The sequence below is a fragment of the Rothia mucilaginosa genome (assembly GCF_019334805.1).
Lineage (GTDB): Bacteria > Actinomycetota > Actinomycetes > Actinomycetales > Micrococcaceae > Rothia > Rothia mucilaginosa_C.
The window spans coordinates 2,201,850-2,226,443 of record NZ_CP079822.1 but is presented as its reverse complement, the minus strand read 5'-3'; the positions used below and the strand labels follow the sequence as shown (position 1 = coordinate 2,226,443).

18 protein-coding genes are annotated in these 24,594 nt (G+C 59.2%); 2 read left to right on the top strand and 16 right to left on the bottom strand.

Annotation, left to right across the window (positions count from 1 at the left end):
* Positions 1 to 44 precede the first annotated feature (44 nt).
* From LPB405_RS08760 to LPB405_RS08685, 16 genes are all read right to left on the bottom strand, one after another.
* Positions 45 to 3,485 (bottom strand): helicase-related protein, encoded by a 3,441-nt coding sequence (locus tag LPB405_RS08760; RefSeq protein WP_219101335.1) that lies wholly within the window; start codon positions 3,483 to 3,485, stop codon positions 45 to 47.
* Between the two features lie 45 nt (positions 3,486 to 3,530).
* Positions 3,531 to 4,745: a DUF3320 domain-containing protein gene (locus LPB405_RS08755; protein WP_257604912.1), complete on the bottom strand. Its 1,215-nt coding sequence runs from the start codon at positions 4,743 to 4,745 to the stop codon at positions 3,531 to 3,533.
* A 307-nt stretch (positions 4,746 to 5,052) separates the two neighbouring features.
* Entirely contained in the window at positions 5,053 to 7,530 is a 2,478-nt protein-coding gene (locus tag LPB405_RS08750) for a RelA/SpoT family protein (RefSeq protein WP_049354695.1), read from the bottom strand.
* Positions 7,531 to 7,895: 365 nt separating this feature from the next.
* The gene (secF, locus tag LPB405_RS08745; protein ID WP_219101331.1) at positions 7,896 to 9,083 is read right to left on the bottom strand and encodes a protein translocase subunit SecF; all 1,188 of its coding nucleotides are present in this window, start codon (positions 9,081 to 9,083) and stop codon (positions 7,896 to 7,898) included.
* Between the two features lie 2 nt (positions 9,084 to 9,085).
* The gene (secD, locus tag LPB405_RS08740; protein WP_219101329.1) at positions 9,086 to 10,777 is read right to left on the bottom strand and encodes a protein translocase subunit SecD; all 1,692 of its coding nucleotides are present in this window, start codon (positions 10,775 to 10,777) and stop codon (positions 9,086 to 9,088) included.
* Between the two features lie 99 nt (positions 10,778 to 10,876).
* Positions 10,877 to 11,236 (bottom strand): preprotein translocase subunit YajC, encoded by a 360-nt coding sequence (gene yajC / locus LPB405_RS08735; RefSeq protein WP_049345512.1) that lies wholly within the window; start codon positions 11,234 to 11,236, stop codon positions 10,877 to 10,879.
* A gap of 339 nt (positions 11,237 to 11,575) precedes the next feature.
* Positions 11,576 to 12,562, bottom strand: coding sequence for a Holliday junction branch migration DNA helicase RuvB (gene ruvB, locus LPB405_RS08730; RefSeq protein ID WP_219102070.1), 987 nt, complete (start codon positions 12,560 to 12,562; stop codon positions 11,576 to 11,578).
* Between the two features lie 171 nt (positions 12,563 to 12,733).
* The gene (ruvA, locus tag LPB405_RS08725) at positions 12,734 to 13,354 is read right to left on the bottom strand and encodes a Holliday junction branch migration protein RuvA (RefSeq protein WP_005505871.1); all 621 of its coding nucleotides are present in this window, start codon (positions 13,352 to 13,354) and stop codon (positions 12,734 to 12,736) included.
* A 226-nt stretch (positions 13,355 to 13,580) separates the two neighbouring features.
* The gene (gene ruvC, locus LPB405_RS08720; RefSeq protein ID WP_005505862.1) at positions 13,581 to 14,270 is read right to left on the bottom strand and encodes a crossover junction endodeoxyribonuclease RuvC; all 690 of its coding nucleotides are present in this window, start codon (positions 14,268 to 14,270) and stop codon (positions 13,581 to 13,583) included.
* A gap of 264 nt (positions 14,271 to 14,534) precedes the next feature.
* Positions 14,535 to 15,293 carry a YebC/PmpR family DNA-binding transcriptional regulator gene (locus tag LPB405_RS08715; protein WP_049345517.1) on the bottom strand — a complete coding sequence of 253 codons (759 nt, stop codon included), beginning with the start codon at positions 15,291 to 15,293 and terminating at the stop codon, positions 14,535 to 14,537.
* A gap of 133 nt (positions 15,294 to 15,426) precedes the next feature.
* A complete protein-coding gene (locus LPB405_RS08710) occupies positions 15,427 to 16,194 on the bottom strand; it encodes a type 1 glutamine amidotransferase (protein ID WP_219101327.1) in 768 nt (255 codons plus the stop codon).
* Positions 16,194 to 17,477 carry a Mur ligase family protein gene (locus LPB405_RS08705; protein ID WP_219101325.1) on the bottom strand — a complete coding sequence of 428 codons (1,284 nt, stop codon included), beginning with the start codon at positions 17,475 to 17,477 and terminating at the stop codon, positions 16,194 to 16,196. The genes LPB405_RS08710 and LPB405_RS08705 overlap by 1 nt, the downstream gene beginning before the upstream one ends.
* Positions 17,478 to 17,640: 163 nt before the next feature.
* The gene (locus LPB405_RS08700; RefSeq protein WP_219101323.1) at positions 17,641 to 18,804 is read right to left on the bottom strand and encodes a hypothetical protein; all 1,164 of its coding nucleotides are present in this window, start codon (positions 18,802 to 18,804) and stop codon (positions 17,641 to 17,643) included.
* 499 nt (positions 18,805 to 19,303) lie between these two features.
* Positions 19,304 to 19,879 (bottom strand): HIT family protein, encoded by a 576-nt coding sequence (locus LPB405_RS08695; protein WP_049350129.1) that lies wholly within the window; start codon positions 19,877 to 19,879, stop codon positions 19,304 to 19,306.
* An 87-nt stretch (positions 19,880 to 19,966) separates the two neighbouring features.
* On the bottom strand, positions 19,967 to 20,614 hold the full coding sequence (locus LPB405_RS08690; protein WP_012903445.1) for a hypothetical protein: 648 nt from the start codon (positions 20,612 to 20,614) through the stop codon (positions 19,967 to 19,969).
* Positions 20,615 to 21,238: 624 nt separating this feature from the next.
* Positions 21,239 to 22,792 carry an ion channel gene (locus LPB405_RS08685; RefSeq protein WP_257604911.1) on the bottom strand — a complete coding sequence of 518 codons (1,554 nt, stop codon included), beginning with the start codon at positions 22,790 to 22,792 and terminating at the stop codon, positions 21,239 to 21,241.
* 113 nt (positions 22,793 to 22,905) lie between these two features.
* Here LPB405_RS08685 and LPB405_RS08680 point away from each other — a divergent pair, with 113 nt between their 5' ends.
* Complete coding sequence (locus LPB405_RS08680; protein WP_141744435.1) at positions 22,906 to 23,136, top strand: hypothetical protein; 231 nt, start codon at positions 22,906 to 22,908, stop codon at positions 23,134 to 23,136.
* A gap of 140 nt (positions 23,137 to 23,276) precedes the next feature.
* The gene (locus LPB405_RS08675; RefSeq protein ID WP_005505835.1) at positions 23,277 to 24,272 is read left to right on the top strand and encodes a restriction endonuclease; all 996 of its coding nucleotides are present in this window, start codon (positions 23,277 to 23,279) and stop codon (positions 24,270 to 24,272) included.
* Positions 24,273 to 24,594: the final 322 nt, after the last annotated feature.

The following is a 24,594-nucleotide window of genomic DNA, read 5'->3' as shown; positions in this document are numbered from 1 at the left end:
TCACCGCGCCCCGCACCACAGGCCATAGCACCCACCAGGGCGCACTAATGCACGGGATTCTTCCCCTCAAAATCAGGATCCGAAATCGCCAACGAACACACCACGCGTGCCATCTGCATATCAGATTCCTTCACCAACAACTCATCATCTTGCTGCATGCGCAACAACGCATCCAACAAAGAGCGGTTATCCGCCTTACGGCGCAGCATACGGCGAAGCTCAGACTCAGCCTGACGACGCAGCGGGTAATGGTACAGCTTATCCAGCACCTTCCGCTCCCGCTCCTGCAGTTCCAAAGTATCCAGCGAAGCCGTGTTATCAGCCCCGTAGAAACGGCGGAACACCTGACGGCGCACACCACGCAGATTACCGTGCGTCGTGCCCTCCTGCCGCAAAACATACTGAGTCAACTTCTGCTGCAGGTCATAATCCTTCGGATCAGTTTCCTGACTCGGCGTCGAATACTCCGCATAGAACAAGCCCAGAGCCTTCGCCGGCGGCACCATGCTCTCCTTCGTGCTGTCCGTAGCCGGGTCATACGACCTCACCGCAAACAGGTCAATCTCAGAGTTCGTGCGCACATACGACACCATCAAAGCATTATCATCCGCCGGATGAACAGCCGACTCACCACGCAACGCGCGAGTAGCCAAACGCTTATCCTGCATCTTCATAATCCGCTCAGCATCCTCAGGATACTTCTTCGCAAAATCAGCCCAACGCTCAGCAGCCTCAGACACCGCGTCAATACCCTCTTCATCAGGCTCCGAGCTATCCAGATTGCCCGAGTAGAAATCCTCAAGAGTACGAGCCGCAGCATCATCAGAAGACATATCAGTAAAGAACGCCTGATCAGCCCCAAAAGCCTTAGCGGCAGACTCCAAACGCTCACGAATACGCGAACGCAACTTCAAAGTCCTCTCCACCGTCTGATGCGAAATCAGATACACGTTCACCTCATGATGAATCTGACCCACACGGTCCACACGACCCGCACGCTGAATCAGACGAATAATCGCCCACGGCAAGTCATAGTTCACCACCACGTGAGCATCCTGAAGGTTCTGACCCTCAGACAGCACGTCGGTCGCTACCAGCACACGCAGCTCATCAGAACCGTTCTGGGCAGGAGCCTCCGCATCAGATGCCTGCTCCGTCGGCACACGGTTCGACACCGGCGAGAAACGACGAGCATACGAAGCCGGATCATCAGTATCACCAGCCACCGCCGCCACATTCTCAACGCCCAGCTTCCGCAGGCCCTCAGCAATGTAGTACGCAGTGTCCTTATACTCCGTGAACACCAACACCTTATCGTTCGCGTGCTTCTGCTCAATCAAATCACGCAGAGCATGCAGCTTCGAGTCAGTCTCAACCTGCCACATGCCAAAACGCCTCAGCATAGCCTTAATCAGCTCGCTATCATGCTGCAAATCATCACGCAGACGAGACGTAAAGACCTTCGAGGAAACCCACCTCGTCTGAGCCGGTGCACTCTGAACCAGGCTCTCATACATCTGCTCCAGGTTTCCGCCCAGGTCCTGAACCTGCAGGCCATCCACAGACTCAAAATCAGCCGCGTCAGAACCTTCCAGACCCAACTGGTCATCCGAGAAACTACCCGTCGGAACGCTCAGCTGATGGTCAATCGCATAAATCCACAGCTCATTACGAATCAACTGACGAGTCAACGACTGAATAAACGAATAACCCGAAGAGCTCAAACGCTTATACAGGCCCGAAAGCACAAAGCCACGCACATTACCGCGACCCGAACGAGCCGCCTCAATAATCGCCCTATCTTCCGGAGAATGGTATGCACTCGGGTTGTCATACCCAGAAATGTCATAACGCGGCAGACGCAAATCCCTCAAATCATCAAGGGTCTGGTCATCCTCCATAAAACGAGCAGGGTCATCAGCCTTAAAACTATGGCTCACCGGCTGCGACACCCAATCCGGATAATAGAACTTACCCGTCGACAGCTCCAGGTAGCTACGCTCCTTCGTCACCAAACCATCAGGAGAAGTCCACATCTCCGTCGGCGCCTGACGCTTCGTGTACGCACGAGTACGACGCACCAGATGGTCACTCATCAGCGTGCGCCAATCCTCCGGCTCCTCAGAAATCTCAAAAGCACGCAGGGTCGACAGGTTACCCTCCAGCTTGTCGAACTTCCTCGGGTACTCCTTCAAACCCGCCTCCGGAATGATGCCCAGGTCAGCATCCTCATCAAGATACAGAGCCAGCTGCGCCTTCACATCACTAAACGACAAGTTAAACGGGGTCGCAGTCAGAAGCAGAACACGCGACTCATTACGCGAGACATACTCCTTAATGGCGCGCCACACCTGCGTATTCTCATTACGCAGATTATGCGACTCATCGCAAATCACCAACTGATAACGCGCCAAATCAGGCAACTCAGCAGCCGCCATCGAATAGCGAACCACCTTACCCACCACGTCATACTCACTCAGATGCTTATCCCACATCTGCTCCAAGTTCTTAGGGCACAACACCAGAACGCGCATATTCTCTTCGTTCTGCAACATCGACGCCACAGCAATCGCAGTCAAAGTCTTACCCAGACCCACCACGTCACCCAGCATCGTGCCGCCACGGCGCATCAAACGGCGCGCCAACGTATGAGCAGCCGACTTCTGGTAATCCATCAGCATATGCTCCAACCGCGGAGAAAGCGCATACTCCTGCTCACCAAAACGAGCATCCTCAGACAGCTCATAGCAGACCTTCATGTACACGTCATACGGGTCAGCCGGCTCAACCCACGACTGATCAATCAAATCAATAATCTCGCGGGTAATATCAAACGACGTACGCTCACGCCACAGCTTCTCAAACCAATTCTTCAACTTCGCCGCATGATCCGAATCAGTCAACTCAACATTGAGCTCCAAATTCGTGTGCAAACCCGGACGAGTAAAGTTCGAAGAACCCACAAAACTCATCACCGGATGCATATTGCCAGGCTTCGGAGTATGCGCAACATACGTCTTACCGTGCAACGCCTGCTTCGTGTACACCTTCATCTGCACACGGCCAGACTCCAAATGTTCCTTCAGAGTCAACAAAGCCTGGCGACGCGAAGAACTCGTACCACCAGCCATCAACTGCCCACGCAAATGCTGAACCAGCTCATCACGATAACCAGCACGCTCATCATTCTTCGGTGCTGAAGACACCGACTCGCCGCGCATCTCCGCCTGCGCCTCACGATGCATCTGCTCCGTAATCGAACGAGGCACCATACCCAGCAGAATACGAGCCACCGGAGTGCCTGGCTCAAACGGAGCTTGACCAATCTCATCAGCGAACTCATCCCACGCGCTCAAGTTCATATAGCCCGTCGCAATATCCAGACGGTCATAGTACTCCATCGTGCGATGCAGCGCGTCAGCAAGCTTCGCGCCCTTACCCTCCCCCTGCGGAAGGTAACCAAGATTATCGTAAATTTCAGCCATGAAAATAACCTTTACATGTGAGTGATTAAAAAGTGAGTGAAAAAACTAGGCAGCCAACAGCGCCTTAGCCAGCTCCAACTGAGCCTTAACCTTCGCAGTACGACGCTTACGGCCAAAAGTCGCCAACACAGCCGACTCAACATCCTGGCCATCATCCATCAACTCAGGATTCTGCTCATAGAAGCGCCAAGCATTCGCAATCTCAACCGGGCTAATCTGGTCAAACTCGCGCACCGCACCATCCACCGAAGGACGGAACTCGCCATACTCCTCGCGCGGCTCTTCAACATGCCACACGAACTTATGCTCATCCACCTGCAGCTCGGGCATACGGTCCGCCAAACGGATAATCCAGTCGCGGTTCTTCTTCGCCAAACGGCTCACACCAAAGCACTGCGCCGCCAAAGTAGCCAAACGATCAGCCTGAACCGGGCCCTCAGCAGACACAATCTCTTCAAGAGCAGCAGACATCTGATCCTTAGAACGCTTACTGCGCAGCGAATCAAAAATATCGCGATCACCCAGCGAAATCGGCTCCCACGGCTCAAACGGGTAACGGCCCTCCCCCACCGCAAGACACAGCGGAGGAACCGAGGAATCAGAGACCGATGCCGGCTGAGAAGCCGAAGCAGGAGCCGCAGGCTGGGCAGGTCGAGAAACCGGTGCCGGGCGAGTAAACGCACCACGAGGCGCAGACACCTCAGTCTTCACCTCACGGGCAGTCGACACAGCCTGACGAACCTCCTCATCCAGCTCACGACGAACCGGTGCCACCTCACCAGCACCAAACAAATCAGCATGCACACGGTTCAGCTGGCTCTCACACCACTCCTGCTGCTCCGGCGCACCCAACGCCTCAAAAAGACGCGCCGCCGAATCGTAGATACGCACCGCATCATTGCGGTTCATATCCCTGCCGTGCATCTTCTTGTTGCGGAAAATACGCAAATCCTGCGCATACGTACCCACGGTACGGCTCGAATCAGGCTCAAATGGGTGCTTCCGCTCCGGAGTACCTACCGGCTCAGTCAGCATACGCAACTGAAGCTGAACGTCTCGCGGGTTGTAACGGCTCAACTCCACCTTGCGCTTACGCTGATCATCCAAGTAAAGCAGAATAGAAACCCAGCCATACTCCTCTACCTGAGACTGGGACATCACCCCCTTCTCCACCACCAAGCGAGTCAGCAGCGGATCAAGCTCACGGCCCAAATACTCCAAACAAGAGAAAGTGTAAGCGTTTGCCTTTTCAATAGACATATAAAAACCATTTCGTTGTATGTGTAGCGGCGACCATTGCCACCACATTCATTATGCCTAATGAGAACGACCTGTGCGTACTGGTTCGTCATTATGGAACCCAACCCGCTTAACAGCGAGAAGCCACATGTGTTTCGAGAAGCCACCAAAGAAGTGGCTTTTCGAAACACATGTGGCTTCTCAACGTAAAGACCAGAAAATAGAAATCCGGCCCGTCTACTCCATCAAGAGTAGCGGGCCGAACGGTTAACTCAAGAGTACAAAAACCAGCACCTCGAATCAACACAGAAGGATAATTTTAAAGAGCCTACGCCTCCGAGGGCTTCGCGCCGGTCAGGCGGTACGCCTTGTACACGCCCGTCACGTTACGGACCACGTTCAGCACGTGCTCCAGCATGAAGCGGTCACCCAGCTCCAGGGCGAAGCGGTCCACCACGGTACGATCCTCCGAAGTGTGCACGCGCGCATCCAGAATGTTCACGCCCGACTCAGAAATCGCACGAATCAGGTCGCTCAGCAGGCCCTTACGGTCCAGCGCCTCCACCTGAATCTGCACACGGTACGTAGCGGTCGGCGAAGACGCCCACTCGACCGTGGTCACGCGCGGCTCCTCGTCAGCGTTACGCATGTTCGGGCAGTCACGGCGATGCACCGAAATACCGTTATAGCGGGTCACAATGCCGATAATGTCATCCGGCGGGACCGGGGTGCAGCAGCGCGCAATCTTCGTCAGCACACCCTCAGCGCCCGGCACAATCACGCCGTTATCGCCAATCGCCTTGCGGGTGGACTTCAGCAGCGTCTCGTCAAAGTCGCTGACCTCAACCTCGGGTGCCGGCTCGTCGCCGCGGTGCACCTCAACGAGGGTGTCAATGACCTGCTTCGGCGCGATCTCGTGCTCACCAATCGCACGGTACAGCGACGCCACATCATTCTTGTGCAGCAGCTGAGCCACCTGAGTCATGATCTCCGGGCTCATCATCTTCTGCAGCGGCAGCTCACTGTTACGCATGCTCTTAGTGAGCATCTCGCGGCCGGCGAGCAGAGCCTCCAGGCGGCGTTCCTTCGCGAAGTACTGGCGGATCTTCGTGCGAGCGCGTGAGGAGCGAACGAACTTCAGCCAGTCCTCGCTGGGGCCGGCGTCCTCGTTCTTCGTGGTCATAATCTCCACGGTGGCGCCGGTGGGCAGGACCGTGTGCAGCGGCACGAGGCGGCCGTTGACCTTCGCGCCGACGGTGCGGTCGCCGACTTCACTGTGGATGGCGTAGGCGAAGTCCACGGGGGTGGAGCCGTTGGGCAGGGCGATTGCCTCACCGTTGGGGGTGAGAACCACGATTTCGTCGGTGTCGAGAGTGTCAGCGAGCGACTCATAGAACTTCTCCGACTCAGGGTTGGAGTTCGAAATCTCGGCAATAGACTGCAGGATGCCGACGTTCATCATCGCCGAAGTCTGGGTGCCCGGCTCCTTCGGGTCCTTCGCGGGCGCGCCGCCACGAGCAGCGACCTTCTCGCCGCGCGACGCCGCCTTGTAGCGCCAGTGCGCCGCCACACCGTACTCAGCTTCCTCGTGCATCTTGTAGGTGCGGATCTGAATCTCAAGCGGCAGGTTGCCCGGACCGTACACGGTCAGGTGCAGCGACTGGTAGTTATTGTTCTTCGGGTTCTTAATGTAGTCCTTGAAACGGCCGGTCATCGACGGCCACAGGGACAGCACGTGGCCGAGCACCGTGTAGCATTCCGCCTCTTCCTCAACCATGATGCGCACGGCAAGGATGTCGTTAATCTCGTCGAAGCTGCGGCCCTTCGTCTTCATCTTCTGATGAATCGAATAGTAGTGCTTCGGGCGGCCCGTCACGGTCGCGTCGATGCCCACCTCTTTCAGGCGGTCCGTAATCTTGGTGCGCGCCTCGTTCAGGAACTTTTCGAGCGCGGGGGTGCGTTCGCCGACCATGCGCACCATTTCGGCGTAAATTTCCGGGCTCATGGCGGCGAAGGACAGGTCCTCCAGCTCCCACTTGATCGTGTTCAGGCCCAGGCGGTGCGCGAGCGGCGCGTAAATCTTCAGGGTCTCTTCTGCCTTCTTCGCGGCAGAAGCCTGCGGCACAAAACGCCAGGTGCGGGCGTTGTGCAGGCGGTCGGCAAGCTTGATGAGCAGCACGCGGATGTCCTTGCTCATGGACAGCACAAGCTTGCGGATTGTCTCGATGGAGGCGTTCTCGCCGTAGGTCATCTTGTCCAGCTTGGTCACGCCGTCGACCAGGTAGGCGACCTCCTCACCGAACTCTTCGGTGAGCTGCTCCATCGTGTAGTCGGTGTCTTCCACCGTGTCATGCAGCAGGCCGGCGGCGAGCACGGGGCCGGTCGCGCCCATCTCCGCAAGAATCGCAGTCACGGCGACCGGGTGGGTGATGTACGGGTCGCCACTCTTACGCTTCTGACCCTCGTGGCAGCGGTTCGCCACCTCGTAGGCACGCTGCAGCACCTGAATGTCCTCATCCGGGTGGTAGCGGCGCACGGCACGCACGACCGGCGCAATCATCGGGGAGAAACGGATGGTGCCGCCGTGCGAATCGGACGCCTCCATCGTGCTGCTGCGGCTACCGAAGACGAGGCGGTTCGGCACACGTCCGCCAGCAGCCATGACGCGGTGCGAGCCGCGTTTCTTCTTTGCGTCAGACGAATCAGTTTCAGGCAGAGGAATCGGGCCAGCGGGCCGAACCGCGGGCTTCTCGGCGGTCCCTGCAGGGTTCTCAGCGTTGGTGTTCACGGCAGGTTCTGCACTCATTCCAGGCTCCTTTGGACGTAACAGCGATGACCTGAGCCCCCGAATCTGCTCGTCGTTGAAAGGCGTGGATGCGGGCGCGCAGTATCTTCTACCTTTATCCTACCCAGCACGCGGATATGAGCCAAAATATGCGCGTAAACTATGCCGCGCTATGACACATTAGGCCGGTGAAATATTAGGCTGGTGTACATGAGGTGGTTCAGCGGGGCATGAGGGAGGCGCTACTCCCCCGGTTCTGCTGCCCCGCGCCGCCGCGGGAGCAAACCCGCGGGCATAAACCAGCGGGCACGCTAAAGGGGAGCCGACACCTTTCGGTATCGACTCCCCTATCGTTAGCAACGCCAGTAGCGCTGGCGGAACGCTGGCTAACCGTTCAAGTTCACGCGGTGAATCTCAATGGTTGCACGTGCCGGCTTCTTAGCGGGCTTCTCGGCTGCGTTGTCCGCATCGGTCGCCTCGTCGGCAGAGTCCGCAGACCTGCTGGACTTCTCAGGCTTAGAAGCCTCGGCGGGCTCCTCCGAGCCCTCAGCATCGGCCTCGTCAGCATCCTCAGCGTCCTTGAAGTTGCCGCTCTCCACCTTCGCGGTGTGCTCACGAATCTGGGGCTCGCCCAAACGCAGCGAAGCATACAGCGGCGCAGACACGAACAGCGTACCGAACATGCCCACCAGAATACCCACGAATAGCGACAGGGACAGGTCCTGCAGAGTACCCGCACCCAGGATGAACGCACCAATGAACAAGATCGCGCCCACCGGCAGAACACCCACAATAGCGGTGTTAATCGAACGGACCAGAGTCTGGTTCACCGCCAGGTTAATCTGCTCGGCAAAAGTCGTGTCGCGGCGTTCCAGCACATCCTCGGTGTTCTCACGGATCTTATCGAACACCACCACCGAGTCGTACAGCGAGTAGCTCAGAATCGTCAAGAAACCAATAATCGCACTCGGAGTGATCTCGAAGCCGAACGCGGCGTACAGGCCAACCGTCACCACCACGGTGAAAAACAGGCCCGCAATAGACGCCAGCGACATCTTCCAGGTGCGGAAATAGAACGCCATACCAATCAGCGCAAGCACCACAAACGCGACCAGACCCCAGAACGCCTGACGGGTCACATCCGCACCCCAGGTCGGGCCCACAAACGAGGAGGTCACGTCATTCTCAGAAACGCCGTAACCCTCCTGCAGAGCCGCCTTCACCTGCAGAGTCTCATCATCGCTGAGCTTGCTCATCTGGGCACGAATCGTACCCGGCGCAATATTGGTCACGCGAACATCCGAAGCGTCCTTCGCCTTCTCGTGAATGATGCGCTCACCCGTAGCAGTATCAACGTGCGCGGTCTTCGAGACCACGAACTCCGAACCGCCACGGAAATCAATACCCAGGTTGAAGCCGCCACCAACAGCCGGAATCAGAACCGAAACCGCCATCAGCACAGCCGCAAGCAACAGCCACAGGCGGCGCTTACCCACGAAGGGGTACGAGCGGGCACCCGAATGCAGGTCATTACCGAAGCGGGCAAAAGCATTAGGTTTCACATCGGTAGCCATGCTTAGCTCTCCTTCTTCTCATCAGAAGCAGACTCGTCAGCCTCAGCGGCAGCACGCTCTGCACGGCGACGCTCAGCGATGCTCAGCTGCTTCTCCTCCGGGCTGCGGAGGCGACCGGCACCACGGTACAGCGGCGTAGCGCCCAGCGACTCAGGCGACAAGCCCGAGTGTCGGTGACCCTCACCGAAGTAGCGGGTATTCGCCAGCAGAGTCAGCATCGGGTGGGTGAACAGGTACACCACCAGAAGGTCGGCGATTGCGGTCAGGCCCAGCGTGAACGCGAAGCCCTTCACCGAACCCACGGACACCACGTACAGTACCACGGCGGCCAGCAGGTTCACGGCCTTCGAGGCCAGAATCGTGCGGGATGCGCGCTTCCAACCGTGGTTCACGGCCGAGGGAATCGTGCGGCCCGCACGGATCTCGTCACGGATACGCTCGAAGTAGACGATGAACGAGTCAGCCGTAGCACCAATCGCCACAATCAGACCCGCCACACCAGCCAGGGACAGGCGGTAGTTCAACGCCCAACCCAGCAGCACAATCGCCTCATACGAGATGATGCCAGCCACAACCAGCGACATCATCGTGACAAAGCCCAACAGACGGTACTGGAACAGCGAGTACACGAACACCAGCAGCAGACCAATCAGGCCGGTCAGCAGACCCACACGCAGCTGCTCCGAACCCAGGGTCGCAGAAATCTGCTGCTCCGACTGGATTGTGAAGCTAATCGGCAGGGCACCGTACTTGAGCTGATCGGCGAGAGCCTTCGCCTCCTGCTCGGTGAAGTTACCGGTAATCTGCGGCTTACCGTCAGAAATCACAGCCTGCGACACCGGGGAAGACAGCACCTTGCCGTCCAGCAGAATCGCGAAGCGGGCACGCGGATCATTTGCGTTCTGTGCACGAATCGCGTTCAGGCGAGAAGTAATGTTCTGGAACTTCTCACGAGCCTCATCGTTGAACTGAATGTTCACAGCCCAACGGCCCGTAGTCACGCCCTGACCGGTCGTCTCCTGCGAGTGGCTTGCGGTAGAAATATCGCTACCGCTCAGCTCCACAGGACCCAGAATGTACTTCTCCTGACCGTCAGTGGAACACGCCACCATCGGCTTAGTCGGGTCCGCACTATCGGCGTCCTCATTACGTGCCGCGGTGCAGTCCTTCGCCTCATACTGCTTGTACAGGTCCGCAGTAATCCAGTTACGGTCCGAACCGTCAGTCGGCTCCGCGGACGGCTTGGGCAGCTTATCGTCCGCAGTGCGGGCATCCTCAGCCACCGCAGTACCGGCACCGGCTACAAGAACCGGGCGGAACGTCATATTTGCAGACGCCTGAATCAGCTGACGAGTCTCAGCGCTAATCGTTCCGGGAACCGAAACAACCACATTATTACCCGAACCGAAAGAGGTCGTAACCTCCGCCTCCGAAACGCCAGCACCATCAACGCGCTGACGAATAATCTCAACCGCCTGGTTCAACTGCTCCTGGGAGACGTTCTCATCCGAAGAGCCGTTAACCTTCGGAGAAAGAATCATCTGAGTACCACCCGAAAGGTCCAGGGCGAGCTTCGGCGCCCACGAACCTCCCGAATAGGTGCTACCGAAAATACCGGCAGCCATAACAACCATGAGCAGGACCATCGAGAGGAGCGCCCCTCGCGCGGCTGCAAGCGGTGAACGCTTAGCCATAATGTTCCTTCTTCGTGTGAATAGAATTGAGTGTTCTACAGATTCCGTAACGCGAAAACCCGACGCCGCTCATGGGGCGCCGGGCTCATACGCGCTGAATTACTTAGCAGTATCAGAAGAGGTATCGGAAGCGGGAGCTTCGGATGCGGTAGCCTCGTACACGTCCTCGGTCAGGGGTGCCGCGGGGGCTTCCTCCTCAACGACAGTCATAATCGCGTTCAGTGCCAGGGTGATAACAACACCGTCCGCAATCTGAAGCTGCAGCTTGTTGTTCTCAAGGTCAGTGCTGACAACGGTGCCGTAGATGCCGGAACCAGTCATCACCTGGGTGCCGGGGACGAGAGACTGCTGCATTGCGCGCAGTTCCTCCATCTGCTTACGCTGACGCTTCTGTGCAGAGAACATCATCCATGCCAGCAGCGCCATCATGGCGATCATAATCAGGAGGTTAAAATCCATGGTCTCACTTTCACATCCGCACCCGTGCCGCTCACCGCGAGGGTTGAGCGTACCGGAAGGTGTGGAATCGTAGATACAGTACGTATCCATCCTACGCGAGAGCATGAGCTTTAGCGCCCCGAACCAGCGTTTTTGTGAGGTTAACCTGAGTTTTGGACTCTCTCGGCGTAATTTTATGTCACTGGTAAAGACCAGCAGAGCCCGGCAGAGCCTAATGGAACCCCGACAGTGCCTGCAGAAGAGCTACCGGGGGGGCAAAGAGAAGCCCGCAGGAGGCGGATACCTCCCACGGGCTACTACAGTGTTATCAGCTGGTGCGCATCTAGAGCTGGTGCGGGCCTAAAGCTGAATCTCCGGGGCCTCCAAGCCGAGGTGCTCCCACGCCGCGGGCAGAGCCACACGACCGCGCGGGGTGCGACCGATCAGGCCCTCACGCACCAGGTACGGTTCGGCAACCGTCTCCACGGTCTCCGTCTCTTCACCCACCGCAATGGCGAGGGTGGACAGACCCACCGGGCCGCCGCCGAACTTGTGAATCAGCGCCTCCAGCACGGCACGGTCCAGGCGGTCCAGGCCGCGCGAATCCACCTCGTACATGTCCAGCGCGGTTGCGGCATGGGTCGCGTTAATGCGGTCCACGCCGTTGACCAGCGCCCAGTCACGCACACGACGCAGCAGGCGGTTCGCGATACGGGGCGTGCCTCGGGAACGACCGGCAATCTCGGTGAATCCCTCGGAGGTAATCTGCATGTCCATCAGGCCCGCACTACGGCGAAGCACCAGCTCAAGCTCCTCCACCGAGTAGAACTCCAGGTGACCGGTAAAACCGAAGCGGTCACGCAGAGGACCCGGCAGCAGACCCGCACGGGTCGTCGCACCCACCAGGGTGAACTGCGGCAGCTCCAACGGAATGGAGGTCGCACCCGCACCCTTACCGACCACGATGTCCACGCGGAAATCTTCCATCGCCATGTAGAGCATTTCCTCAGCCGGGCGGCTCATACGGTGAATCTCATCCAGGAACAACACCTCGCCGGGGGTCAGCGAAGACAGAATCGCCGCCAAATCACCCGAATGCTGAATCGCCGGGCCGGAGGTGATGCGCAGCGGCGCCTCCATCTCAGCCGCAATAATCATCGCGAGAGTGGTCTTACCCAGACCGGGAGGGCCCGACAGCAGCACATGGTCGGCGCTACGGCCACGCATCTTCGAAGCCTCCAACACCAGGGACAGCTGCTGACGCACGCGGCGCTGACCCACAAAGTCGTCCAGGGACTTAGGGCGCAGTGCCGCCTCAATCATCTTCTCTTCGGGCTCTTCTTCCATTGCCACGAGGCGCTGGGCGGGAGCTGAAGACGCCTGAGTGCCGGGCACCTGACCGGGAAAATACCCGCCGGAAACCAGGGACGCCGCGGGCTGCGGCTCATAGGGATTCTGGCTCATAGAATTCTTCTTTCACAAAAGTTTGAGTGGGATACGTCGAACAGGGCGCGCCGCTTAGTGGCGGCCCACCGTGTTCTGAGTACCCAAGGAGGCGAGCACACCACGCAGAGCCACACCCACCGGCTCAGTCTCTGCGGCAGGGTTGTGCTGCACGTAAGCGTCAATAGCGGCGGAAGCGTCCTTCTCGCTCCAGCCCAGAGAGGTGAGAGCGTCAAGCACCTGCGGCTTCCAGACAATGCCCTGGCTCAGCGGCAACTCATCGGTCTGGCCATCGCTGAGAATCAGCTTGCCGGCAAGCTCCAGCACAATACGGCGGGCACCCTTCGGACCAATACCGGGAACCTTCGTGAACGCCTTATCGTCACCGGTCGCCACAGCGCGCTCCACCTCAGCGGCAGTGTGAACACTCAACACCGCCAGCGCAATGCGCGGACCAATACCGGAAACCGAAAGCATCATATCGAACACTTCACGCTCGGCAGGCTCCGAAAAACCGTAGAGAGTCATCGACTCTTCACGCACAATCATGGTGGTCAGCACGGTAGCTTCCTCACCTGTGCGCAGCTTGGAGAGAGTACGCGCAGTCGCGTACACGAGCATGCCGAAACCGTTCACGTTAATCACCGCATGATCAAGGCCCACCTGAGCCACACGACCGGTCAGGGATGCAATCATTTCTCTCCACCTTTCAACACCGCGCCCCCGGATTGGGGCTCGCGGCAGTGTGAGGGCACCGGGAACTCCGGCACCCGCAGAACGCACTCCCCCAGTTCGACGGGGAGACACTACAAGTATATTAGAATATTTCTTCTGAAATCAAGCATATATTCGAACTTCTTAGCGAATATACGTGAACCAGCAGGAGGGGCGCAAAGGCCCACGAAGGCCCACACAGGCACCTCTAGCGGCGAGCGCGCGCCTCCGCCTCCATCCAGGCACGCTGCGCCGGAGTCAACGACCCACCGCGGCGAGCCTGTGCCGGGCGTGAACCCTGGTGAGTCTGCGTCTGAGCGGACATGTTAATACCCGAACCGATGCCGCCGCCACGCCAACCGTGACAGATCGCAATCGCCAGGGCATCGGCAGCATCGGCGGGCTTCGGCATGGAATCCAGCCCCAGAATGCGGGTCACCATGCGGCCCACCGACGCCTTATCCGCGCGGCCACTACCGGTCACCGCCGCCTTCACCTCCGAAGGGGTATGGAAGAACACCGGCACGCCGCGCATTGCCGCCGCAGAAATCACCGCGCCCGAAGCGTGCGCCGTACCAATCACCGTGTTCACCTGCTCCTGCGCGAAGATACGCTCAATCGCCAGGGCATCCGGCTTATAGGTGTCCAGCCAGTGGGAGGCGGCGTTGAAAATCCAGAGAATACGCTGGTCCAGGGACTCCGCCGGGATCGTGCCGGCAACACCCACGTTCACGAAGTGCGCCTTACGGTCGGCGGTCATATCGAGCATGGAGAAGCCGCAGCGGGTCAGACCCGGGTCAACACCCATGATGCGGGTTGCACCCGGCACACGCTCCACGGCGGCGGCGGTACGGTTCTCACGCATGCTATCGCGTGCGGCAGGTTGAGCGGCAGCCATCATCTCCCCTTTCGACAAACTCCCTAGAGAATCTCTAGATTCCAGTCCTCCAGAATCTAGTCCTCCAGAATCCTAGCACCCGGCACCGGGGCACGCCATGGGAATGGTCACCGCGGATACAGTCACGCGCGTCCCGCGAAAAGTACCCAGCGCATCCCCCAAATAGCCCCAGACGCTAAGAAGCCACTCCCCCAACCAGCCACCCTGCGGCGGCTCGGTTAAAGGAGCGGCTTCTTCAAGCATCAGATATCAGAATCCGAGCGATTACTCAGCTTCCAGCTCTGCCATAACCTCAGCAGAAACGTTAGCGTTCGAGTAGACGTTCTGAACGTCGTCGAGCTCTTCAATAGCGTCTGCCAGCTTCATGAACTTCTTAGCACCCTCGGCGTCCAGGTCAACCTGCATGGTCGGGCGGAAGACCGGGTCGTCGTTGTTGTACTCCAGGCCAGCCTCGTCCAGTGCCTTACGAATCTCGGGCAGGTCGGTCGCTGCGGAAACAACGGTGAACACGTCGCCCTCGTCCAGAACCTCTTCGGCGCCTGCATCCAGGACAGCCATCAGAACGTCGTCCTCGGTCAGACCGTCAGTCTTGGTGACCTCAGCAACGCCCTTACGCTCGAACAGGAACGCAACCGAACCCTGGTCAGCCATGGTGCCGCCGTTACGGGTCACAGCCAGGCGAACCTCAGACGCCGCACGGTTACGGTTATCGGTCAGACACTCAATGTACAGAGCGGTACCCTGCGGGCCGCGTGCTTCATACATGATTTCGGTGTAGTCAATGGTCTCACCGGTCAGGCCAGCGCCACGCTTGATTGCTCGGTCAATGTTGTCGTTAGGAACGGAGTTCTTCTTCGCCTTCGACACAGCCAGGTCAAGAGCGGGGTTACCAGCAATATCAGCGCCGCCCATACGTGCTGCAACTTCAATTGCCTTAATGAACTTCGCGAAAGCCTTCGCGCGCTTAGCGTCGATAGCAGCCTTCTTGTGCTTAGTAGTCGCCCATTTAGAGTGACCGGACATTCGTATCTCCCTTAGTCAAAACCTCTGTGCGGACACGGCGAAACGTCCCACGCACCGTACTGTACTCACATAACTATACCGTAGCGGAGGCGCACACCACCTCAGAAAGTGCACGCCACCACCCGGAAGGATGCTAGCGGGGGCGAGACGCAGCCGAAGCGCGTGCCTTCTCCACCAGCGAGTCGTCAATCGTGTTCGGCGTGAACTCACCAAACTTACGCTTAGCCGCCTGCTCAATCAGGTAGTCCGAAATCTTCGGGTTCTTCGGCAGCAGCGAACCGTGCAGGTAGGTGCCAATCACGTTGTGCACGCGCGCACCCTCATGCGAGTCAGTCACGTTGTTGCCCTCGCCCTTGGTGACGGTAGCCAGCGGGGTGCATCCGGCGCCCAGGTAAGTCAGACCCGAGTGGTTCTCAAAACCAATCACGGTGCCGAACTCCTCAGACTCCTCAACAATGTTGCCAATCAGGCGGTCATCGCCGCCGACCGTGTGCGCATCAAAAATTCCGATGCCCTTCAGCACCTCACCCTCACGGGTGCGGAATTCCTTGCCGAACAGCTGGTACAGGCCACAAATGACGAGCATCGGCACGCCAGCCTCAGCCAGCGAGCGCAGCGTGTCACCGTTCGCGTGCAGGTCGTCCTGAATCACGGACTGACCGGAATCCTGACCGCCGCCACCCAGAATAATGTCAACATCCTCCGGGAAAGGCTGGCCGGGGTTGTGGTCCAGAATCTGCACGTCAAAGCCGTGTGCCTGCGCGCGACGAGCCAACGCCAGGGTGTTGCCCCAGTCGCCGTAAATGTTCATGTCGAGCGGGTACAGCTGCAGAATACGCAGAGTCTTACCGTTATTCGGGCCTGCCGCGGGGGTGCCCTCAAAAGTGTGAGTTGCCGTCATTAGGAGACCCTCTCAACGTCAGTAATCTTTGCTAGCTCTTCACGCAGAGCCAGCATTGCGGTGTAGGTGCAGAAAATACGCATGGGCGCGTTACCGCTGGAAGCGATGAAGCCCTTGAGCGCATCGGCGAGGTTCTCGTTGACCTCGTCAACCTTCACGCCGTCATGCTCCAGGCGCAGCGCCATATCCCAGGCACGCACACCCGAAACCATCTGCACTCCGGTCTTCTTCAAGCTGTCGAAGTCAACATCCCACAGCCAGGACACGTCACGACCGTCAGCGTACTGGTCGTTAATCGTGATCATGGTGGCGTAGTCGTCAGCGTTCGCGCTCGCCAGGGACAGGCGGAAACCGCTCGGGTTCTTCACGAGCAGCAGCTGCAGCGGGCGGCCGTTCACGTTCAGGGTCTCACCGCGGCCGAAGGCGGGGGTAATCTTCGCCAGCTCCGCGATGAGCTTATCTTCGTTGAGCTTCTCGCCCATGACGGCGCGGGTCAGTGCCATAGCGCCAGCGGCGTTGAAGATGTTGTAAATGCCGTAGAGGTTGATTTCACCGACTCGCTCCACGCCCGCCAGATCGAAGGTTGCGGAGGTGCCGGAGAACGCGGTCAGGGTGACGTCAGCGTCGGGCAGGGCTGCCTTCGCGACGGTGCCGCCGCGCATCTCATCATCCGAGGGGAAGTACGAGCGCAGGGACTCATCCAGACCGTAATACTTGACGGTCACGCCCGGCTGCACGTTCTCAGCGAGGGAGCGGATGCGCGGGTCCTCACGGTTGAGCACCACGGTACCGGTCGTTGCGGAGGCGACGGTCGCCAACATGCGGCGGGTCGTGTCAATCTCACCGAAGCGGTCCAGCTGGTCACGCAGAACGTTCAGCAGCAGGGCGTAGTCGGGCTTGACGGCCTTCACGAAGTGCACGGCGTGCGCCTCATCCAGCTCAAGCACAGCAATATCAGCGTCAAGCTTGCCGCCGAGGGTCATCTCGCCCAGCAGTGCCGCAGCGACACCACGCACAAAGTTCGAACCGGTGCGGTTAGTGAAAACCTTCAGACCCTGAGCTTCAAGCAGCTGCACAGCCATCTTCGTGGTGGTGGTCTTACCGTTCGTGCCGGAGACAACAACCACGCCGTAGGGCAGCTTCGCGAGCTCTTCAGCGACGAAGTCGGGGTGCAATTTTTCCATGACAAGGCCGGGGAAGGCGGAGCCGCCGCCGCGAAGCTTAGTCGCGGCGCGTACGCCCTGGCCGAGAAGACGAATGAGGGGTTTGGACATGCTTACCATTTTAGTACACGCACGCCAGCGGCTGAATGTGGGTAGCGGTATCGTTCGCTACAGCCGGACGGGGCGGGGTTACTGAGGTTTTGGTGCGGGGTTTTGGTACGGGTAGTTGGTGCGGGGCTCCGGCTAGGGCGGAGCGCCGGGGGTGTTAGAACAGCGAGCCCGTTTAGAACAGAGAACCCTGCACCCTCACCCGCGTGAACTCCTGCGCCGGCTCCACCAGCACATTCCGCCACGCCGCAGTATTCACCAGGAACGCCGCGTCAGCATCGCCGGTGTGGGCGCTCAAAAACTGACCCGCCGCACCCGTACAGAAGAAACCAGCCGCCCCGCTCTCCAGACCAGGATCACCCAAACCAGAATCACAGGGTGCCAGCGGTTCGGGCGATTGCGCCCGCAGAGCCGCATACGGGCGGTTCATGGCAAGCGACGGAATCCACGGCTCATCCAGGACGGTGAGCGGCACCTCCGGGGCGGTGTGCGCCAGTTCGGCGAGCGCTTCGCGGGCGCGGGCGACCGCCTCCTGGTGGGCAGTGCGAAGCTGCGCCCCGGGCAGCGGATTCGTCCAGGCGCGGTACTTACTCGCCACCTGCTTGACCTGCGGAATCTTCGCGAGGGCGGTCACGGCGTCCTCGGCGCGGCGAATGGCAAGCCCGTCGGGTGCGAGCGCAATGTAGGTGGCGGTGGCGACCGCCTGCTCGTCCAGGCGGCGCGGGGTCGAATGCAGGGAGCTCGTGCCGACCTTGTGCGTGCCGTCGGGGAAGGTCGCGATGTAGAGGCGATGCTCCAGCATGGCGTAGGCGCGCATGGATTCAGTGAGCGTTCCGGGGTACAGGTGCGCGCTGTGCAGGGCGGTAAATTCGTCGCGGGCGGTGCAGCGCGGGCACTGCTGGCCACGCTGGATGCGGGTGCCCTCGGGGCAGGGTACGCGGCGGATTCCCGCGGATTCGGGGGCGGCGTCATTGCTCGTGCCGGTGGTGTATCCGGCGCAGTAGCGGTAGAGTTCCCCCTCGCTATCGCGCGGAATGCGCAACCCCAGGTAGGCGCCGGGGGTCAATGGAATCTGGATGCGAACCCCGTTCGGAACGCCACGCTGCGCGGGACTGCTTTCCTGGGTGGGGGCGCTCTCCCCGGCCGCTTGACATGCCCGGTTATGAGCTCCTTCAGCGACCCCTCCGGGCACGACCGGTTCCACCTCAATGAGCGGGCGGCGGTTGGACCAGCGGATCTGCCTCCAGATGAGTAGTTGCGGCGTGCCTGCAGAATTACCGGCGGCGGGCACAGCGCTAAACTCGTCGAAAGCGTTCTCAAGCAGGTTGGGGTAGTCCATAGCATTCCACTCTAGCGGGTCTGGCTAGTTCTCTCACGGGGTGGGGGGGCGGTGCATCCGGTATCGCACCTTCGGTGGCGCATCCTCATGCGTTCAGTACAGGCGCATATCCTCGGAAGGAAAAAGAGGCCAGCGTCCTTCACGCTGATCCGCACCCCCGCAGTGTTGCCGTGCGTTCACGCACGGCGGGGTGGGTTCTCAGCTGAGGCGCTGACCTCTGTGGTTGAGGCAGGGCGCTTACCCTGCCAAGCCCGAAAGCGATCGGTGACCGCTATTTTTCGGTGAGCTATGCGGTGTTCATGGAAGCCGGAAGCTTCCCCGCAGCGTCGCTGCATTTAAAACTTTGCCATACATAGCAGACGTAACATCATTCAAATGAGCGTTAAACACCTAATCTACGCATTTATGAAGCAAATTTTTTCTGCACTGGTTTGCAAATTGAAGCAATGGGTGCAGATTCGCAAACTCACCAAGCCTCTCAACCGGCGCACCGGGCCATCTAGCTGAGGCGGGCAAACCCCTCCGCAATGGCCACACGCATATCGTCCAGCGTGCGGGACATAGTCTTGGTGTGAGCGATAATCGGCAGGAAATTCGTGTCTCCACTCCAGCGCGGCAGAATGTGCTGATGCAGGTGATCAGCAATGCCCGCGCCGCCAACCTTGCCCTGATTTATGCCAATGTTGAAGCCGTCATTATGCGACACCTCGCGCAGAACCTTCATGGCAAGCTGCGTCAGCTGCGCAATCTCCATGGTTTCTGCCTCGGTCGCATCGTCATAGAACGGGATGTGGCGGTACGGGCAGACCAGCAGGTGACCGGGGTTATACGGGTAGAGGTTGAGAATCACGAAGGCATGCTCGCCGCGGTGCACAATCAGCGACTCTTCGTCACTGCGGCTGGGCGCGGTGCAGAAGGGGCAGGTCTTCTCGGTGTAGTCCTTCTGGCCACCGCTCACGTAGGCGGTGCGGTGAGGGGTCCACAGGCGCTGGAACTGGTCCGGTGCGCTGGGTAGCTCGAAGGAATCCTGCACCGAGGCTGCGGTGCCATGCTCGGGGGTCGTGTTCTCGCTCATAGTCCCATTCTATAGCCCGCACGCGGCAACGGGAACGCCCCGTCCGTCATGCGTGCCAGATATGAGATAACTCCCCCGGCAGCGCGCTTAGCTGTGCTGCTTTTCCAGGTGAATGATGCGGGTGGCACCCTCAAAGGTCATGGGGAAGCTCAGCACGCCGTCCTCCATGACGAATTCCTTGGTTTCCTTATCGGAGGCGTACGGTGCGTGGCTCAGCTTCGCGTGGTCCACGTGCGAAATGTAGCTGAAGTTGCCGGTCTTCGCCTCGAAAGTGCCAGCCCAGAAGGGGGTTGCCAGCTCTTCGTGGTTCAGGTGGTAGGTGACCTCGATAATGCCGTCGTGAATGACTGCGTCCATGTAGTTCTCAAGGTTGGTAGAGTCCTGCTGAACCCAGGTGCCGTCCATGATTTTCTGCGAGCGCGCAACGGCTGCCGAGGAAGGCATGGGCGCCGCGGTGTATGCGGCAGGCTCCTGGTTGCTCGTGTTGTCCGGCGCGGGGGTCTCAGTAGGCTGGGTCGCAGCCGGGTGAATCGACGGGTCATGCGAGGCATTAACCGCCGCCTTAATTCCGGTGCTGTCATCGCCGGGGGCGGAAACGGCACTAGGCTCGACGGTTTCAAAAGCTGCGGGGTCAACAACCGCACTTGCGGAGGCGTTATTCGGTGCGGGTGCACACGCGGTGAGAGAGAGCGCGCCGAGTAGAGCGAGCGCGCCCAGAGTGGACTTAGGTACCACGAACGTGTCCTAACAGAGTTATGTGTTTGAGTGAGTTTGTGAGTTGAGTGGTGCCTCCCCGTGAGTGAGGTGGGGATACGACGACACCCCGTAGCGCATTGAGGCTACAGGGCGTTCGATAACCGGCACGGTAGATAGTTTATAGGCTCTGGCTAGGAGTTTCACCAGTGGCGGCCATTTTTAAAAGATAGTTTGGTCACATTAGATCTTAAGTTGAGGGGTTTTTCGCGCACACGAGCCCCAATTTGCACTCTCCACGGGCTAATTTTGCCTCGACAAGGCGAAATATCCCGCACGGTGGCGTGGGCGGCAATTTTCTTGCCTTCGTCTTGCCTTCGCGTGGGCTCGGCACCCAAACCCACCGCTTCAATAAGTATGCGGTGTGGGTTTGAGCGCCAAGCCTCAACTGAACTGTTATATCTGCGCTGCTATCTGCGCTACCGCAACCGAGCCGCTACAGCCCGGTTACTGTCCGCAGGGTATTTGCGAGCGGACTACTGCTTGCGGGAACGTAGCGAGAACTTCTCACGAATAATCGTGAACGTCTGGCGGGTCTCCTCCAGCAGGGCGACCGGCTCCTGCTCGCGCACCGCAACCTCATGAGATGCCGAGGAGTCGGCAGGTTCACCAGCCCGCGCGGCGCCGGGCGCGGTGTTCGGGGGTAGCCTCCGCAGAAGCTGCCGCAGCAGCACCCGGAGCGCCAGGAGTACCAGGGGCAGTAAAGCCCGCGGCGGCGCTGAAACCGGCGCGGCGTGCCGCCTCCGCCTCCGAAGGAACGGGGTGCACGCCCTCCTCATCTACGACCTCACGCAGCCTGCAGTCGTGGGCTTCACGGCGCGCATACTCACGAGCTAGCAGGGCGCGCAGCTCAGAAATCTCCTGGCGAAGATCGTCCACGTCAGCCTTGGTTGCGGGGTACTCCTGCTCCTCCCTGCCACCAAACTTTTCGATAATCCAGCTCGCGAGCGCACCGGTAGCAACCGCGACCAAGCCCCCGCCGTACAGCATGACGATCACGGCGATGACCCTGCCGATACCGGTGACCGGGTAAACGTCTCCGTAGCCGACCGTGGCGAGGGTCGTGAACATCCACCAGTAGGCGGTGGGCAGGTCACGAATCATCGCGCCCGGCTCGGAGGACTCCACCGAATAGATCGACAGGGCAAACATGATGATGAAGATCGCGGTGTATCCGAAGAGCTTCACCGCCAGCTCTGAGAGCCTCTTATATTGGCGGTTGGCGGTCATATAAATCATGGAGAGGAAGCTGACAATACGCCACGCGGGCAGCAGCACAATCGCCAGGTTCATCAGGTTATGCGTGATGAAGTAGAGTCGCCGCGGCGCCAAGTACAGGCGAATGCAGTAGTCGGCGGCGAATAGGCCCCACAGGATCATCTGAATGATGTTGAGGTACGCGTCGTACGGCTCCTGAATGCGTGTGCTCATGATGGGCGCGGCGAACGCGAGCAGGTACAGTACGGACGCCACGAACATGGGCGTGGAGGAGCGTTCCTCCCACGCCGCCAGGTTCTTCTCGCCGCGGTACTTGCTGAGCGTGCGGAACAGGCGGGTGCGCGGGGCGCGACGCGGCGGGTCCGTGACGGTGCGGGTGACCGTGCGGATAGTCGTGGTGTGCGTTTCAGGTTCGCCTACATCAATAATCTCGGCGTCACCATCGGGGTTACCCTGGGTGCCCGCTTTCTGGTCGCCCTTGCCGTGCGGGTGATGCGTGGTGCGGGTGATGCGACGCTCCTCGCGGTGCGTACCGTCCGGCGCGTCGGTGGTGGCGTATTCTTCGACGACCTCTTCGTAGTCGTCGGGGTCCAGGTCGGTGGAGTAGACGGAGTGGGTGCTGTCCAGGCGGGCGCTATCAATCTGCACGGCATCAACCTGTACTGCCTCCATGCCGGGGGCGGTAGCCTCTGCGGGGCTACTTGCTGCAGCACTAGTTTTGGCGGCACTGGATTCTGCCGGTGCCGACTGGGTATAACCAGCCTTCGTGGTATTCTCAGCGGCGGCTTCAGATGCGGTAGTTTCAGATGCAACAGTTTCAGGGCGCGCAGACGCACCCACCGGGCTGTTCCCCGGAATATTGCCCGAGGTATTCCCCGAGGTATTGGGTGCTGTGCCGTTCTTTACCGTGTTGTCTGTCTGGTTCTGTTCTGCCTTATCCATAGTGTGAATGATACTCCACGCCGTTGCGTTTGCGTTTCTATTTCGTTGCACTGTGACCTTGTGCTGTGACCTTTGGGCGGCGGTCTTTACACCGCGGTTTTGTGCACGATACTGTGTCGAAATCGGGCGGCGGTTCGGTTGCGGTGGAGAACCGTTCGGGTGCGAAGATGACGGTGTATTGTGCGGGTGTGGATCGTAAGGAGCGTAGTGTGCCTGCGGGTGGCCGCGTGTTTGTGGAGGATTTGGGGGTGCGTGCTTCGGCGGGTTCTCCCCTATTTTGTGGTGTGGTGACTTCTGATAGTACTGCTAGCTGGAATGTTACGGCCCTCGGCGGGCGTGCCTAAGAGCAGCTGCGGCGCTAATAAAGCCTGCACAAGGGAAAACAGGCACCTCTGGTAACGATTATCTTTTGTATTAGAGGTATATTAAGAACGGACTACCCGCCGTTATTAACCAGCCGTTATCAATCAATGGAGATACACCGATGACCGCTCAGTCGCCTGATACCACTGAGGTTGAACTTCCCAAGTTCTACGAATTCATTCCCAGCATTCTTGCTTACCTATCTGACGGCAACTCCCGCACCAATAAAGAGATTTATAGCGCTGTAGCAGAGCGCTACCCGCTTTCTGACGAGCAGCTACTACCCTACCTGCCGAACGGCAAGCGTCCCGTCTATGTGGACCGCATTAGTTGGGGCTTGACCTATCTCAAGATGTTCGGTGCGGTTGATTCCCCTCGCCGCGGTCAGCAGGTTATTTCTGACGAAGGCTTGAAGCTGATTGAGGCTCATCCTGGGGGCATCCCCGATGATGTCGTCGCGCATATCGTTCGTTCCGCCCGCAGCACGCGTGAGCGTTCCCAGTCTGATAGTTCCGAGCAGGACCCGCAGGAAACCCCGAAGACCGCTACCAAGACTGTTGCCGTCACGACTGCACCCTCTGAGGTGTCTGATAGCACCCCGCAGGAACTCATTGATGAAAGCATCACTCAGATTGAGTCCGCGCTGACGCACGATATTTTGGAACGCGTCCGCGCAATGTCTCCGACTGCTTTTGAGCATCTGGTGGTGGATGTTCTGTTGGCGATGGGCTACGGCGGCCCGGCAGGACGCGGCACCGTTACTCCGGCTTCCAATGACGGCGGCGTGGACGGAATCATTGACCAGGATGCGTTGGGTCTTTCAAAGATTTATGTCCAGGCTAAGCGTTACGCCAAGGACAATGTGGTGGGACGCCCTGCCCTTCAGAGCTTTGTGGGCGCACTGCATGGCAAGGCAACGCAGGGAGTGTTCATCACGTCGAGCTCCTATACGTCTGACGCACGCGGCTATGCGGAGGAACTTGGTGGCGGAGTTTCCCTCGTTCTGATTGATGGTGAGCACCTGGCGCGCCTCATGATTAAGTACGGTGTTGGTGTACAGGTGGCACGCACGTACACCATCATGAAGCTTGATGAGGACTTCTTCGACGAAGCCTAAACGTTACACAAGCGTGGGGTGGAAAGCATGTAGCTTTCTGCCCCACGCTTTCTTTTGGGTTAGCCGCCTTTTGGGTTAGCCGCTGGAATGTTACAACCCTCGGCAGCCGCGCCTAAGAGCAACCGCGGCGTTCAGAGTGTGGTGGGTGCGCCTCCGCAGGCCCGGGCGTATTCCCCCGGAAAGCCAGCAAATACGCGGCAAACCACCGCATCAGCACGGTGCATAACCCGCCCCCTTTATGGTGACAAGTAGTCGCCAAGCTTAGCCATAGCTAAGCGGAAAAGACGGTGTTCAAGAGCACATACTGAAAGGTAAGACAGTC

Bases quoted from the DNA above. Each gene is read 5' to 3' on its own strand.
- yajC (WP_049345512.1), bottom strand. From the start codon at position 11,236: ATGGATTTTAACCTCCTGATTATGATCGCCATGATGGCGCTGCTGGCA.
- LPB405_RS08675 (WP_005505835.1), top strand. From the start codon at position 23,277: ATGACCGCTCAGTCGCCTGATACCACTGAGGTTGAACTTCCCAAGTTC.
- ruvA (WP_005505871.1), bottom strand. From the start codon at position 13,354: ATGATTGCATCCCTGACCGGTCGTGTGGCTCAGGTGGGCCTTGATCAT.
- LPB405_RS08755 (WP_257604912.1), bottom strand. From the start codon at position 4,745: ATGTCTATTGAAAAGGCAAACGCTTACACTTTCTCTTGTTTGGAGTAT.
- secF (WP_219101331.1), bottom strand. From the start codon at position 9,083: ATGGCTACCGATGTGAAACCTAATGCTTTTGCCCGCTTCGGTAATGAC.
- LPB405_RS08715 (WP_049345517.1), bottom strand. From the start codon at position 15,293: ATGTCCGGTCACTCTAAATGGGCGACTACTAAGCACAAGAAGGCTGCT.
- LPB405_RS08695 (WP_049350129.1), bottom strand. From the start codon at position 19,879: ATGAGCGAGAACACGACCCCCGAGCATGGCACCGCAGCCTCGGTGCAG.
- ruvC (WP_005505862.1), bottom strand. From the start codon at position 14,270: ATGGCTGCCGCTCAACCTGCCGCACGCGATAGCATGCGTGAGAACCGT.
- LPB405_RS08760 (WP_219101335.1), bottom strand. From the start codon at position 3,485: ATGGCTGAAATTTACGATAATCTTGGTTACCTTCCGCAGGGGGAGGGT.
- LPB405_RS08750 (WP_049354695.1), bottom strand. From the start codon at position 7,530: ATGAGTGCAGAACCTGCCGTGAACACCAACGCTGAGAACCCTGCAGGG.
- secD (WP_219101329.1), bottom strand. From the start codon at position 10,777: ATGGCTAAGCGTTCACCGCTTGCAGCCGCGCGAGGGGCGCTCCTCTCG.
- ruvB (WP_219102070.1), bottom strand. From the start codon at position 12,562: ATGGAAGAAGAGCCCGAAGAGAAGATGATTGAGGCGGCACTGCGCCCT.
- LPB405_RS08705 (WP_219101325.1), bottom strand. From the start codon at position 17,477: ATGGTAAGCATGTCCAAACCCCTCATTCGTCTTCTCGGCCAGGGCGTA.
- LPB405_RS08685 (WP_257604911.1), bottom strand. From the start codon at position 22,792: ATGGATAAGGCAGAACAGAACCAGACAGACAACACGGTAAAGAACGGC.
- LPB405_RS08700 (WP_219101323.1), bottom strand. From the start codon at position 18,804: ATGGACTACCCCAACCTGCTTGAGAACGCTTTCGACGAGTTTAGCGCT.
- LPB405_RS08710 (WP_219101327.1), bottom strand. From the start codon at position 16,194: ATGACGGCAACTCACACTTTTGAGGGCACCCCCGCGGCAGGCCCGAAT.